Here is a 13,509-nt window from a genome sequence, read left to right as displayed (position 1 = left end):
CCCCGGTCATGGGCACCGCCCGTGACCGGGGGTTTTGGCTTTCTTGGGGCATCGGCAAAAAAAGTTTCAAGTTTTTTCGGGAAGCGTGTAACGCTCTCGGAGTAGGTGTCGATACATGGGTAGCCTCGCGCCACCGTCCGACCCCCCGACCCGACGGCGGCGCGAGGCCACCTACTTTCTTGGGTCCCGCCATGTCGGGATCGGCTACGAAGTCAGCAGACCGTACGCCATGCGTTTCAGCCCCATCCGCAGTTGTTGGAGATCGATCGGGCTCCGGTCGGTTTGGAAGATCATCAGCGTGGTGGTGATTGCCGAGTTGATGAAGAGCCACGTGATGGTCTCCGGTTCGAGATCGGCGTGGTACTGATCGCGGTACTGCTGAACATGCAGGGTCATCATGGTTTGCATCAGGACCGGCATGTTCGAGCTGGCCTCGACCTCGCGGGCGAACTCCGGATTCTCGTTGAGATAGCGCAGGGTGGGGGCGTTGTCAGTAGTGAAGGCGATCAACATGTCGATCGCGGCGTCGATCATCTGGGGTGGCGGCGCGAGCGCGTTAGCCGCCAGCGCTGAGCGGACCCCCGGAAGTTGTCGCTCGGCGGCATCCCGGATCGCCGCCATGATGATGTCGTCCTTGGTGTGGAAGTACTGATAGATCGACCCCTTACTGATCCCGGTGATGGCAGCGATGCGGTTGGTGGTGATCGCCTCGGGGCCCTCGGTGACCAGCAGCTTGCCCGTCGCCGTCACGATTTTTGCGACCAGTTCCCGGGATCGGTGCTGCTGCGGTGTTTTACGCAGGCGTGAAATGCGGTTATCCGATGCCATGGCGTCCCCCAGATGAGACTTATATGCGACCGGGTGTTCACGTTAGCTTTTCGGGTAACGACACAAGGAGGTTTCGTTGTGACTGCACTGGTGGAATCCCCGGCAACGCAGGATTCGGTATCGAGTGATTGGGCTCAGCCGGTGCCCGAGCTGTTCGACCCGCTCGGCCTGACCGCCACCCTTGGGGGGCAGTGGCTGTACTTACCCGCAGTGGGCGCCGCATTCATCATGCAGGGCATGCATCCGGTGATTGGTGATGTGACCGATCGGTACTCGGTGGCAGACCGGGATCCGGCGGGCCGTGCGATCCGCTCCTTCGACGCGGTGCAGCAGTGGATATTCGGGGGTAAGGCCGCGATTGAGCAGGGTTATTGGCTGCGCACGATGCATCGGCCGTTGCAGATGCAGGGCGAGACCGGCAGTAGGCAGGGCAAGCACGTCAGCGCACTCGACCCGGAGGCATATGCATGGGTGATCGCGACGTCGTATGTGGCAGGCCGTCGCGTGACTCCGCGGTTTCTGGGACGGGACTTGACCGACGAGGAAGACGAGAGGCTCTTTCAGGACAACCGCCTGTTAGCCCGCATCACGCAGGTCCCCGAGCGTGGCTATCCCACATCGCGCGCGGAGTTTTGGGAGTTCTACGACCGCATGGTCGAGCAGGTACTCATCAATCATCCTGCGGTTGCGGAGAATTTGGGGAAGCTGGTCGATCCTTTGGTCGGTAACGAGGATTCGCCCCTGGCGCGGCGGATTCCGCGCTGGGTTCCCTCGGGTCTCATGGCCGCGGCGCTGAAGCCGGTGCTGGCGCCGATTTCCCGTGTCTTCTTCGTCCTGACCTTCGGCGCCATGGATCAGCGGGTGCGCGGCACTCTCGGAGTCGCGTGGTCCGAGCGCGACGAGCGTCTTCTGCGCAGATTCTTCGCGGTGTACCGCGCCGCCTATCGGGTGCTACCGGAGCGTGTCACCTATTCGCCCCTTGCCTACCACGCCCGCGAGCACCAGCGGGTGATCAACAGGATGCGCGGCCGTGAGCTGACCGACTTCGCGGCGCATGACAAGGGCGAGCCATCCGCCGTGCGTCGCAGTCGCAGGGGTAATTGACGGTGGCCTATCGACGTTCGCATGCTTCGGTGATCCGGAGTGTGCCAGGGGAATTCGAGCCCTGCGTGGTCGAGGTGGAAGACCCTCGACCCGGCGAGATCATGGTCCGGATGGCGGCCGTCGGTCTATGTCATTCCGATGATCACATCGCCACCGGAGATTTCCCGGTGGAGATGCTGCCCATGTGCGGAGGCCACGAGGGCGCCGGAGTGGTGGAGAAAGTCGGTGATGGCACAACACAATTCGCGGTCGGAGACCACGTGGTGCTGACGTTCCTGCCGGCCTGCGGACGCTGCCTGTGGTGTGCACGCGGCATGCAGCAGCTTTGCGATGCCGGCGCCTATGCGCTCACCGGATCCAGGTTCGACGACCCCACCAGTTATCGATTGCGCCTCGACGGGCAGCCCTGTGGGCAGCAGCTGGGGCTCTCGGCGTTCAGCGAGTACACCACCGTCTCGGTTCAATCCGCGTACAAGGTCCCCAAGGAGCTGCCGTTGAATCGGTTGTGCCTGTTGGGGTGTGCGATGGGCACGGGGTGGGGTACCGCCGTCAATGCGGCCGCGGTCAAGCCCGGGCAGACGGTGATCGTCATGGGTCTGGGCGGAGTCGGTGCCGCTGCGGTTCAAGGGGCCGCACATTCCGGAGCGGCGAACATCCTGCTGGTCGACCCGGTGGCGTACAAGCGCGAGGTCGCAAAGACATTCGGGGCCACCGAGGTGTTCGCGACGATCGACGAGGCAGCCGAACGGGCCCGCTCCTACACCAACGGGCAGGGCGCGGACGCCACCATGATCACGGTGGGCCGAATGGAGCCGGGCGATCTCACGGACGCTGTGGCCTCCATCCGCAAGGGCGGCACGGTGGCGATGACCAGCATGGGTGCGTTCCGTCCCGAGGAAGTGTCACTGGACCTGAGCATGGTGACGCTGATGCAGAAGACCATCAGGGGTGTCATCTACGGGAACTGGAGCCCGTTTGAGGCGGTACCCACCATGGTGGCGCTGTATGCCAGCGGGGAACTCAAGACGGACGAGATGGTGACGCGCACCTATGCACTTGACGACATCGCGCGAGGTTATCGAGACATGAAGCAGGGAAAGAATATTCGCAGTATTGTGGAGTTCGGTTAGTCAGGCCCCGACGGTCACGAGTCGTTTCGGATATCCCGTCGCCCCATCGGGCACCGGGGACGCGATCTGATCGGTCTGCACCGCTCCGGTGCCGTCGGTGGCCCGCGCCGTGATGATGTGCTCACCCGGTGTCGCTTGCCAGCCGAACCACCATTGCCGCCAGGTCTCGATCGAGTACTCGGGTGCGAGCGTTGCGGGCTGCCAAGGCCCGTCGTCGATCTGTACTTCTACCTTGGTGATGCCCCGGTGTTGGGCCCATGCCGTCCCGGCCACGATCTGAGTGCCCGTGCCCAGGCGACCGCCGGTTCGGGGCGTGTCGATGCGGCATCCCGTCTTGATGGGACCGCGCGCCGACCAGCCGCGGACGGTCCAGTAGGCACGGGCGGTATCGAATCGAGTGATCTCCCAGTCGACAACCCACTTGGTCGCGGACACGTAGCCGTACAACCCGGGCACCACCTGTCGCACCGGATATCCGTGCTCGACGGGTAGAGGTGTCCCGTTCATCGCGATGGCGAGAATCGAGTCGCGGCCGTCGGTGAGCACGTCCAGCGGTGTCCCGGCCGTCCAGCCGTCGGCGCTCTTCGACAACAGCATGTCCGCATCGCCATGGACTCCAACGGATTCCAGTATCGGTTTGATCGGAAAGCCAGTCCACATCGCGTTGCCGATCAAGTCCCCGCCGATCTCGTTGGAGACGCATGTCAGGGTCACCGCACGCTCGGTGGCCGCCATCGCGGTGAGCTCTGCCCACGTGATCGTGCGGGGTCGGTCGACCATGCCGTGAATGTTGAGTTGCCATTCGGCAGTGGTCAGCTGGGGCACGCGCAGGGCAGTGTCGATGCGGTAGAAGCCCGTATTGCTCGTGATGTAGGGCACCGCTCCCTTGACGTCGATTCCCGCGGGCAGCGGCGGCGCGGGTGCAACGGGTGCGGGCAGGGTGGCCTCTCGGCGTTCTTCGGCGACGACGGCACCCTTGCTCCAGCGGCTGCCGAGCCAGTAGGCGCCCGCCGATCCGGCCGCGAAAGCCGCTGCTGCTCCGAAGAATTTGCGCCGGTCCTGGGAATCCCGGCTGTCAGCGCGGCCGACCAGCACGTGCAGGACCAGCACTCCAGCCGCGGCGGCGATCACCGAGGGCCAGATCCAGCTGAACTCTCCGGTCGGCCGGGTTGCGGCGGCCAGTGCGCCGGCAACACCGAGCGCCGCGATCAGGACCGAGCCGTATCGCCGCTCGCGCTCGACGAGACCGGCTGTCACGGCGAGCAGGGCGATGACCGCGGACAGGCACGCGAACAACACTGCCTTGTCGGAGGTGCCGAAAACCCCGATGACCCATTCGCGCACGGCTGCCGGGGTGTGATCGACGACAGTGTTCCCGACTGCGTAGAACGGCGCGGAATCCGGGGCGACAGCGGCGGCAGTCAGTTGTCCGACCGCCAGCGCGGCCGCCGCGGCGATAAGACCCGCGATGATCCGTCGTGCTGCCTGCTCCATCGTCACCTCCGTTGGGGTTCACTCTTCTCCTGCTTTCAACGACGCGCCACCGCATATGGTTCAGATGTGGGACGGGTGTTGGTCACGGGCATGTCGGGAACAGGGAAGACCACGCTGCTCGAGGAGCTGGCGCGTCGTGGGTATCGCACCGTCGATACCAACTACGACGGCTGGACGCTGGCGGACGGCCGCTGGGATGTGGCCCGAATGACGGCGCTGTTGGACCAGCGTTCGGATGTCATCGTGTCCGGCACGGTGGACAACCAGGTGGACTTCTACGACAGGTTTGGCCACGTGGTGCTGCTCAGCGTGCCGCTGGAGGTGGCCATCGCCCGCGTGAGCTCTCGCACCAACAACCCGTACGGCCGGACCGACGCGGAGCGGGCCGAGATCGCGCGGTACACCGAAGACGTGGAGCCGCTGCTGCGCCGGAGCGCCACGGTGGAATTGGATGGCCGGCTTCCGGTGGCCGAGCTGGCCGAATGCGTCGGCGCGCTGGCGCGGTAGGTACGCTGCGGGGCGCTAGATGCCCTGAATTGCGTTGTCTTGAAGGTACTTAACGCCTGCTTGTGACGGCCTATCGTCGGGAGCGGATAGCGACCACACGGTCAGATACGCCAGCCCGAAGAACGCGGCGACGGCCACTGCCACACCGGTATGGGCCACAAAGGAGAACGGAGAGCTCACCCACTCCAGGGTGCTCGCGGCGACGGCGCCCGGCCGGTGAATCAGGTCCCAGGAGTTCCAGCGCTGGAAGCGTCCGATCACCACTCCCACGGCGCACAGGCCAACGGAGATGACCACGACGATCCACCCGGTGACCACGCCGAAGTCGCGCTGAATTCGCCGGTGTACCAACCGCAGCGACACCACGCCCAGGATGATTCCGGTCCAGGCGGCGACGCCGTATTGCAGCACATGACGCCAGAACGCGATGCCGTCGATCAGGTGCACCAGGTCGGTGACGAGATACGGTGCGTTGGGTAAGAAGGCAAGCCACACCAACCCGATCGGAATCAGCCAAATCTTGTGCCGGACAGTCGAAAACGCCAGTGCGGCGAAGACCGGCAGCCAGGCCAGGAACAGATTCCAGATCAGGAAGCGGGTGGGGTAGAACATGGGTGCCGCGGGATCCGTGACGCCGAGCAGGAAGGTCAACAGGCTGGTTGCGACCAATGAGAGAACCAGCACGGCACGTCGGGCTTCGGTCATGCGTCAAGTTTGCCCGAAGGTTGACCGAAGCGGTCAGCCTGCGACGGCGCGGATGAATCCGACCGCCGCATCTTCCAATTGCTTCAGTCCGGGATCTTCCAGCGGATAGTGCCCGGTTCGCTCCAGCGGTACCACCGTCACCGGCACCTTGGTGATGGGGTCGAGCACCGGCCGGCTGAACTCGTAGGGTGTCCATCGGTCCTCGTCAGGCTGGGTGAGGATGATGGGGCACACGTCGAAATCGGCGGGCTCGACGGCGGGGGCGTAGCTCATGTAGTCGGCCAGGAACTTCACGCTGACCCAGTTGGCCGCGGACGTGCGGTCCTTCATGAAGACCTTCATCGCCGCGCGGTTATTCGCGAGTGTGCTCATCTTCGATGCCAGCCACATGGGGTAACGGACTCGCCGGGCCGGCGTCTTGGCCGCGAGTCGCAGGAAGGGCACGCCGACGCGTGCGGTCAGCAGGTCGTGGGCGGTGCCGTCGGCCACCTCACGCACCCGCTGGTCCAGGAACGTCATGCCGATGATTCCGCGTACCGTGTCGCGCGGTGCCTTGGCCGCCACGTGGTAGGCGAGCATGCCGCCGGCACTGAGCCCGTACAGCACGATGGGTCGCACATCGCGGCGCCGCTCATACTCCAGATAGTCGACCACCAGGTCCACCCAGTCGCCGTATCCGGGTACTGCCCCCGGTGCCACATCGGTAAGCCCATAGCCGAGGTTGTCGATCGCGACAGTCTCGAAGCCCCTGCGCGCCAATGGTGCACCGAGGATGAGTGACATCTGACGGCCATTGGTGCCGACGCCGTGCAGCAGCACCACCTTCACCGCTGCCGCGGGGTTGGGGTACCGGTCGAGGTGCACCCGGTTACCGTGCCAGTCCCAGAATTCCTCCTGCGGCGCCGTCGACTCGTCGAGCCGCAGCCGCTCGGGAAGGAACATCTGGAGGTCTTTCCACGCTTGCTGGTCGCGGTAGTAACGAGGCATACGACAACCCTATGCGTGGTCTGACAACGGCGGTACCCCGGAATGCACGAAGCCCCCGTCTCCCAGCGGGAAACAGGGGCTTCGTGATTAATGAATCAGAAGGCGGCTTCGTCGAGTTCCATGATGTCGTTGTCGACGTTGTCCAGGATGGCACGGGTCGAGGTGAGCTGCGGCAGCATGTTCTTGGCGAAGAACGAGGCAACCGCAATCTTGCCCTCGTAGAAGGACTTGTCGGCACCGGTCGCGCCGGCATCGAGGGCCTCGATGGCCACGGCGGCCTGACGCTGGAGCAGCCAGCCGATCAGCAGGTCGCCCACGCTCATCAGGAAGCGCACGGAGGCCGTGCCAACCTTGTAAACCTGAGTGATCTCCTGCTGGGCGGCCATCAGGTTGGCGGTCATGGTCGCGGCCATGCCCTGCACGTCCTCCAGAGCCGTTGCGAGCAGCGCACGCTCGGCCTTGAGGCGGCCGTTGCCGGTCTCACTGTTGACGAACTGTTCGATCTGGCCGGAGATGAAGGCCAGCGACTTGCCCTGGTCCTTGACGATCTTGCGGAAGAAGAAGTCCTGGGCCTGGATCGCCGTGGTGCCTTCGTACAGCGAGTCGATCTTGGCGTCACGGATGTACTGCTCAATCGGGTAGTCCTGCAGGAAGCCGGATCCACCGAAGGTCTGCAGGCTCTCGGTGAGCTTCTCGTAGGCGCGCTCGGAACCCACACCCTTGATGATCGGCAGCAGCAGATCGTTGAGCCGCACCGCCTCCTCGGCCTCGACACCGTTGATGGCCTTGGCGGCTACGGTGTCCTGGAAGGTGGTGGCGTAGAGGTACAGCGCGCGCAGGCCCTCGGCGTATGCCTTCTGGGTCATCAGCGAGCGGCGCACGTCCGGGTGGTGCGTGATGGTGACGCGCGGGGCCGTCTTGTCGGTCAGCTGCGTCATGTCCGCACCCTGTACGCGGGTCTTGGCGTACTCGAGGGCGTTCAGGTAGCCAGTCGAGAGGGTGGCGATGGCCTTGGTGCCCACCATCATGCGGGCCTGCTCGATGACGTCGAACATCTGCGCGATGCCGTTGTGCACCTCGCCCACGAGCCAACCCTTGGCGGGAACGCCGTGCTGTCCCAGGCTCAGCTCACAGGTGGCCGAAACCTTCAGGCCCATCTTGTGCTCGACGTTGGTGACGAAGACGCCGTTGCGCTCGCCCGGCTCGCCGGTCTCGAAGTTGGGGACGAACTTGGGTACGAAGAACAGCGACAGACCCTTGGTGCCGGGGCCGGCACCCTCGGGGCGGGCCAGCACCAGGTGCATGATGTTCTCGAACATGTCATCGGAGTCGGCGGAGGTGATGAAGCGCTTCACACCGTCGATGTGCCAGGAGCCGTCCTCCTGCTTGACGGCCTTGGTACGTCCGGCCCCCACGTCCGAACCGGCGTCGGGCTCGGTGAGCACCATGGTGGCGCCCCAGCCGCGCTCGGCGGCGAACTCGGCCCACTTCTTCTGCTCATCGGTGGCCACGTTGTAGAAGATCTGTGCGAAACCGGCACCGCCGCTGTACATCCAGACCGCGGGGTTGGCGCCGAGGATCATCTCCTGGATGGCCCACATCAGCGAGCGCGGAACCGGGCTGCCGCCCAGTTCTTCGATCAGGCCGAGGCGATCCCAGCCGGCGTCGGTGATTGCCTTGACGGACTTCTTGAAGGCCTCGGGGATAGCCACCGAGTGGGTCTCCGGGTCGAAGACCGGCGGGTTGCGGTCGCCCTCGGCGAAAGAATCAGCCAGCGGTCCCTCGGCGAGGGTGCGCATCTCGGAAAGGAAAGTGCGAGCGGTCTCTTCGTCCAGCTCGGGGAATTCCTCGCCGCCGAATACCTGCTGAATGTTGAAGAGCTCGAAGAGGTTGAACTCCAGGTCGCGGACGTTCGACTTGTAGTGGCCCATGTGCGTCATTGCTTTCTCTTGGGTCTGACCGTGGTCTCGTGGGGCTGTTTTCTGATATTCGGTTGGGTTCTTACTGCTGATTAAGTTACCCACCGGTAACAACTGAACTATACCGCTGAGTAGCGTGTGACAAAAGTCCTGGCCTTGTGGTTGTCATCACAATTCGACATCGCAGGTCAGGGGGCATTTTTTCACGGTTCTGGAGAGTGATGTCGGTGGTGTGGTGTTGGCTTGTGCATGCCAGCTCACAGCCCTGAGAGGAACTTCGTATGCCTGCCATGCCCCCACCCGTTCCGACCGAGTTGCACGGGCTGATCGAGTACATCGCTGCGCAGCAAGACGCCTTTCGGATTGTGGCCTTTGGGCTGACCGACGATCAGGCACGTCTGACACCGACGGCGGGCACGCTGTCGATCGGTGGGCTTATCAAGCACGTCACCAACATGTTGGCGGGCTGGACGGACAAGATTGTCGCCGCGCCCAACCCCGGATCCGACCGTCAACGTGCCGATGACGAATTCACCTTGCGCGAGGACGAAACACTTGCTGAAGCCGTGGCCGCGTTCTCGGCGCAGAGCGAGGCGACACTGGCCGCGATCAAACAGAAGGGACTGGATACTCCGGTGCCCGTCCCTTCCGCGCCGTGGTTCCCCAAGGACGTCGATGCCTGGAATGTGCGGTGGGTGGCGTTGCACATCATCGAGGAACTGGCGCGGCACGCTGGTCACGCGGACATCATTCGCGAGTCCATCGATGGCGCAACGATGTACGAGCTGCTGGCGGCGGTCGAGGGTTGGGAGCCCACCGACTGGCTCACGCCCTGGTCTCCGAAGAACTAGCGGCCGTAGCGCAGGATCTTCATCGCGGTCGCGAAGTTCAACGCGGTCGCGCTGAGGGAACCCGCCGCGTCGTTGCGGTTGGACGCACCGCTGGCCAGGATGTACACGAGTAGGCCGCGTACGACGTTGAACGAGACGTGCTGTCGCATGCTGTTCGCTCCGGAGGGAAACGTGAAGCACGATTCCGTTGCGGTGAGCTCCTTTTGGCCATTCTGGACCGGCGCCGGCTCATCGAACTCGAACGAGCATCGCCACGTGGTGCTGGCACCGGGGATGGTGTACGCGACCGCATCGCACTTGATCAACGCATCGGACGTGTCGTCGGTGGAGAGGGCATCGGATGCCGGGACGATCCGGATCAGGATCTCCCGTTCAGGCTTCTTGCGATCGCGTAGATGTAACGTCGACGTCTCGCGGTCCTTGGCGCGCAGCGCCCAGATGGGGTCAATGGTGTTGCAGCCCGCGGGGGTTCCGCCGACGGTGGTGGCCGCGCCGGGTGGCATTGCAGGGTTGAACTCCCCGGACCTGAAGGTGGGCGACGGATTCTTCTCCCACCCGTCGGGATAGTCGAACTGGCCGGGTAGCAACGTGTCGAGGATGGTGTTCGGCTGTCCGGCCAGCGATTCGCCCGGCTTGACGGCGGCGGCGCTCGACCCGGGCGCGGGCTTGGGTCTTCTTTCGTTGTCATGGCGGGGCCAGATGCCGACGGCGACCACGGCCGATGCGACGAGCAGGACGACAGTGCCGGTAATCGCCGCAATGCGTTTGTGTTTAACCAACGTTCGCGCCGGGCCGGGCTGCTGCGTGGCGGTCGGCACCGGCTGGGTGACGGTCTGCCGGTGCTGATGCGGGTCTGCCAGGAGCTGTTGTGCGGCCAGCGCGAACTCCCCGGCGCTTTGATAACGATCAGCGGGGTTCTTGGCCATCGCCTTGGCGATCAATGTATCCATTGACTCAGGCACCGAGGCGAATTGGGAGATTCGGGGTGGAGGTGCCGAAAGGTGTGCGTTGATGATCGCGGGTAGCGACCCGCCGGATCCAAATGGCGGCTGGCCCGTCAGCATCCGAAAGAGCGTGCAGCCCAGCGCGTAGACGTCGGCGCGGCCATCGATTGCCGCGCCGGACAAAACCTCCGGTGCGGCATATCCGATCGTTGCGGTCACGTTCCCCGCCGAGGTGACGGTATTGGCGTCATCGAGTGCACGGGTGACACCGAAGTCGCCCAACATGATTCGGCGGTCTCCCGCGGACAACAGGATATTGGCCGGTTTCACATCGCGGTGCACCAGGCCCCGGGCATGCAGATAGTCGAGCGCCTTGGCGACCTCGCTGACGATATGAACGGCGCGGGTCAGCGACATGCGTCCGTTCGTGGACTCGGAGTGTGCATCGCTGCCCTGGACGTATTGCATGGCGATCCACAAGTCGCCGTCTGGCGTCTCGCCGCGGTTGTGCACCGTGACGATGTTCGGGTGATCCAGGGAGGCAGCGATCGAGGCCTCGCGCATGAACCGTGCCCGGAAGGCCGGGTCGCGTGAGGCTTGGGCGCTCAGAATCTTCAGGGCCTCGGGACGTTGCAGGTTCGGATTCGCGGCCAGGTACACGGTTCCCATGCCGCCACGGCCGAGGACGCGTTCTACCTCGTATCCGGATATGAGCGTCCCTGGCGGAAGGTCCCCAGGCTGCTGGCTACCCGGACCCGATGGGGGCCTCTCCGATGACGTCATTCCCCTGTGCGTCCCTCTCCCGACGGTTTGGCCATCGTACTCGGGATATTTCCTCATGGCGGTCAAGACCGTGGCCCGTGCACGGGTTGCCGAGGACCATGGGAGCATGGCTGATCTTCCCGTCGTCGACCTGTCTGGCGATCCGGACCAGCTACGCGCGACGCTGCGTGACGTCACCCATGAGGCGGGGTTCTTCTATCTCACCGGCCATGGCGTTTCATCCCGATTGGTCGATGAGGTGCTGGCCGCCGCTCATAGGCTTTTCGCGTTACCGGCGCCGGACAAGGACGTCATCGCCATGCCGCGGAGCCCCCATTTCCGTGGATTCACCCGGCTGGGCGGAGAGCTGACCGGCGGGTTGACCGATTGGCGTGAGCAGATCGATGTCGGGCCCGAACGTCGGGCGACTGCGCACGGTGAAGGCCCTGATTACCTGCGGTTGCAGGGGCCCAATCAGTGGACGCAGGCGGTTCCCGAGTTACGGGCGAGCCTCGCGAGCTGGGATGTCGCCCTGGCGGCAGTGGGGCGAAAGCTACTGCGGGAGTGGGCTATTTCCCTTGGATCGGCGGGCGGAGTATTCGACGAGGCATTCGGTGTCGAACCCGCGACCCTGATCAAGGTCATCCGATATCCCGCCAGCGGGACAACCGGGCAGGGTGTGGGTGCGCATCGCGACTCTGGCGTGCTGACCTTGTTGTTGGCCGAACCGGATGCCGGCGGCCTGCAGGTCGAAGTGGACGGGGTCTGGCTGGACGCGCCCGGGCGCCCGGGCGCGTTCATCGCGAACATTGGCGAACTGCTCGAACGGGCCAGTGGCGGGTATCTACGCGCCACCCGTCACCGGGTGACGCTCACAGGCAAGCCCCGCATTTCTGTCGCCTACTTCTTCGACCCCAGGCCGAGGCGCATATCCCCACGCTGGGGCTGCCGCCGGAACTCAGGGATCGCGCGCGAGGCGTCACGGCGGATCCGGACGACCCGATCCACGCGACTTACGGCGAGAACGCCTGGAAGAGCCGGCTGCGGGCCCACCCCGATGTGGCCGCCGCGCACGGATACCTCGGACACTAGCGATCCTCCGGTTCTGCTCCGCGAAGCCGCAGAGCGGGTGATACTCGGGCTGTGGCAAACTATTGTCAGATACCGAGGAGGAGGAGCTATGCGGGCGGTTTGTTCGATAGTCGCAGGGGTGGGTATGTCGGTGGCGGTGTTCGCTGCGCCGGTCGCGGCGGCGGTGCCGGGTGAGGGGCCAGTCGCGGTCCAGTGTCAGGTGTACGCCAACAATAACTTTGGCCCACCTGGCTTTGGCCCGGGAAGCATGCCGGGCATGGGTTTCGGGATGAAGCAATGGGCCGGCTCGGTGATCGGTCACGGAAGTAACGAGCCTGAGGCCCGCCAAGATGCGGAGCGTCAGATGTGGGGGCCGTACGGCATGGCGCCCGAGCTTCGCGATTGCGTCCCCGCGGCGGGCTGAGCGAAAAAACGCCCACGTTAGGTCGCTCCGCATAGGCAACGCTCTCTAGATGCTACGGGCCTTGAACTGAGGTTCGGACTTATCAATACCGGCCTTGCGTGCGATGGCGAAGTTGGGTCCACGCATGAGCCGCAGCTGCAGGCGCCGCTCCAGGCCGAAGGCACGTCGCGGCGCCATTGACCATGCCCTGTCGAACAGGGTCTTGGTGGCCGCCACCGAATCAGGGGAGCGGGAGAGGATCTGGTCGATGAGTTCCTGCGCGTCGGCCTCCGGGTCGGCGCTCACCTGGGTGACCAGGCCGATCTCCTTGGCGTAGAAGCCGTCGAACATCTCGCCGGTCATGGTGAGCTGTTTGGCGGTGTCAATTCCGATCAATTGACTCAGCGTGACGCTTCCGGACATGTCCGGGATAAGACCCCATTTGGCTTCGAGGATGGAGAACTCGGCATCGGGTGTGGTGAACCGGAAGTCGGCGGCCAGTGCCAGCTGCAGCCCGCCGCCGTAGCAACGACCCTGGATGACGGCGATCACGGGGATGCGCAACCGGCGCCACGCCCAGCAGGCCTCCTGAAAACCGTTGGTACCCAGCCAGGGGAGCGGAATGAAGTTCGCGACGACGCGCGCAGGGTCCTTCCCGGCGGCCGCGAAATCCAGTCCGGTAGAAAATGTGTCCCCCTCACCGGACAACACCACCACGCGGATCGAGGTGTCGGAGGCAATATGGCGCGCGGCGGCGGTCAGGCCGTTGAGCATGTCGATGGTGAGTCCGTTGAGCTTCTCGGG

12 protein-coding genes and 1 pseudogene are annotated in these 13,509 nt (G+C 64.5%); 6 read left to right on the top strand and 7 right to left on the bottom strand.

What is annotated here, in order from left to right; translation table 11 throughout:
* Window positions 1–204: 204 nt before the first annotated feature.
* Window positions 205–828 (bottom strand): TetR/AcrR family transcriptional regulator, encoded by a 624-nt coding sequence (locus B4383_RS20215; protein ID WP_078293054.1) that lies wholly within the window; start codon window positions 826–828, stop codon window positions 205–207.
* Window positions 829–906: 78 nt separating this feature from the next.
* Here B4383_RS20215 and B4383_RS20210 point away from each other — a divergent pair, with 78 nt between their 5' ends.
* Both B4383_RS20210 and B4383_RS20205 read left to right on the top strand, forming a co-directional pair.
* A complete protein-coding gene (locus B4383_RS20210; protein ID WP_176126734.1) occupies window positions 907–1,932 on the top strand; it encodes an oxygenase MpaB family protein in 1,026 nt (341 codons plus the stop codon).
* A 29-nt stretch (window positions 1,933–1,961) separates the two neighbouring features.
* Complete coding sequence (locus B4383_RS20205; protein ID WP_286150696.1) at window positions 1,962–3,062, top strand: NDMA-dependent alcohol dehydrogenase; 1,101 nt, start codon at window positions 1,962–1,964, stop codon at window positions 3,060–3,062.
* On the opposite strand, the gene B4383_RS20200 is transcribed toward B4383_RS20205, so the two are convergent.
* On the bottom strand, window positions 3,063–4,556 hold the full coding sequence (locus tag B4383_RS20200) for a molybdopterin-dependent oxidoreductase (RefSeq protein WP_078293057.1): 1,494 nt from the start codon (window positions 4,554–4,556) through the stop codon (window positions 3,063–3,065). It lies immediately after the preceding gene.
* A gap of 66 nt (window positions 4,557–4,622) precedes the next feature.
* On the opposite strand from B4383_RS20200, the gene B4383_RS20195 reads away from it, so the two are divergent.
* Window positions 4,623–5,063, top strand: coding sequence for an AAA family ATPase (locus tag B4383_RS20195; protein WP_078293058.1), 441 nt, complete (start codon window positions 4,623–4,625; stop codon window positions 5,061–5,063).
* Between the two features lie 15 nt (window positions 5,064–5,078).
* On the opposite strand, the gene B4383_RS20190 is transcribed toward B4383_RS20195, so the two are convergent.
* The 3 genes from B4383_RS20190 to B4383_RS20180 all read right to left on the bottom strand — a co-directional run bounded on the left by B4383_RS20190 (window position 5,079) and on the right by B4383_RS20180 (window position 8,686).
* On the bottom strand, window positions 5,079–5,768 hold the full coding sequence (locus B4383_RS20190) for a DUF1361 domain-containing protein (protein WP_078293059.1): 690 nt from the start codon (window positions 5,766–5,768) through the stop codon (window positions 5,079–5,081).
* Between the two features lie 33 nt (window positions 5,769–5,801).
* Window positions 5,802–6,755 (bottom strand): alpha/beta fold hydrolase, encoded by a 954-nt coding sequence (locus tag B4383_RS20185; protein ID WP_078293060.1) that lies wholly within the window; start codon window positions 6,753–6,755, stop codon window positions 5,802–5,804.
* Window positions 6,756–6,850: 95 nt separating this feature from the next.
* Window positions 6,851–8,686: an acyl-CoA dehydrogenase gene (locus B4383_RS20180; RefSeq protein WP_078293061.1), complete on the bottom strand. Its 1,836-nt coding sequence runs from the start codon at window positions 8,684–8,686 to the stop codon at window positions 6,851–6,853.
* A 269-nt stretch (window positions 8,687–8,955) separates the two neighbouring features.
* On the opposite strand from B4383_RS20180, the gene B4383_RS20175 reads away from it, so the two are divergent.
* Window positions 8,956–9,525 carry a DinB family protein gene (locus B4383_RS20175; protein WP_078293062.1) on the top strand — a complete coding sequence of 190 codons (570 nt, stop codon included), beginning with the start codon at window positions 8,956–8,958 and terminating at the stop codon, window positions 9,523–9,525.
* Here the strand turns inward: B4383_RS20175 and B4383_RS20170 are convergent.
* Window positions 9,522–11,252, bottom strand: coding sequence for a serine/threonine-protein kinase (locus B4383_RS20170; RefSeq protein ID WP_078293063.1), 1,731 nt, complete (start codon window positions 11,250–11,252; stop codon window positions 9,522–9,524). The genes B4383_RS20175 and B4383_RS20170 overlap by 4 nt on opposite strands.
* A gap of 106 nt (window positions 11,253–11,358) precedes the next feature.
* Here B4383_RS20170 and B4383_RS20165 point away from each other — a divergent pair.
* A pseudogene (locus tag B4383_RS20165) lies at window positions 11,359–12,323 on the top strand (2-oxoglutarate and iron-dependent oxygenase domain-containing protein).
* Window positions 12,324–12,411: 88 nt separating this feature from the next.
* Window positions 12,412–12,726, top strand: coding sequence for a hypothetical protein (locus tag B4383_RS26775; protein WP_176126736.1), 315 nt, complete (start codon window positions 12,412–12,414; stop codon window positions 12,724–12,726).
* A gap of 45 nt (window positions 12,727–12,771) precedes the next feature.
* On the opposite strand, the gene B4383_RS20160 is transcribed toward B4383_RS26775, so the two are convergent.
* On the bottom strand, window positions 12,772–13,509 hold a 738-nt coding region (locus B4383_RS20160), incomplete at its 5' end, for a crotonase/enoyl-CoA hydratase family protein (protein ID WP_078293064.1).

The sequence above is a fragment of the Mycobacterium sp. D16R24 genome, from assembly GCF_002013385.1.
Lineage (GTDB): Bacteria > Actinomycetota > Actinomycetes > Mycobacteriales > Mycobacteriaceae > Mycobacterium.
This window is presented reverse-complemented; position numbering and strand designations above follow the sequence as displayed.

Bases quoted from the DNA above. Each gene is read 5' to 3' on its own strand.
- B4383_RS20185 (WP_078293060.1), bottom strand. From the start codon at position 6,755: ATGCCTCGTTACTACCGCGACCAGCAAGCGTGGAAAGACCTCCAGATG.
- B4383_RS20215 (WP_078293054.1), bottom strand. From the start codon at position 828: ATGGCATCGGATAACCGCATTTCACGCCTGCGTAAAACACCGCAGCAG.
- B4383_RS20170 (WP_078293063.1), bottom strand. From the start codon at position 11,252: ATGACGTCATCGGAGAGGCCCCCATCGGGTCCGGGTAGCCAGCAGCCT.
- B4383_RS26775 (WP_176126736.1), top strand. From the start codon at position 12,412: ATGCGGGCGGTTTGTTCGATAGTCGCAGGGGTGGGTATGTCGGTGGCG.
- B4383_RS20200 (WP_078293057.1), bottom strand. From the start codon at position 4,556: ATGGAGCAGGCAGCACGACGGATCATCGCGGGTCTTATCGCCGCGGCG.
- B4383_RS20190 (WP_078293059.1), bottom strand. From the start codon at position 5,768: ATGACCGAAGCCCGACGTGCCGTGCTGGTTCTCTCATTGGTCGCAACC.
- B4383_RS20180 (WP_078293061.1), bottom strand. From the start codon at position 8,686: ATGGGCCACTACAAGTCGAACGTCCGCGACCTGGAGTTCAACCTCTTC.
- B4383_RS20175 (WP_078293062.1), top strand. From the start codon at position 8,956: ATGCCTGCCATGCCCCCACCCGTTCCGACCGAGTTGCACGGGCTGATC.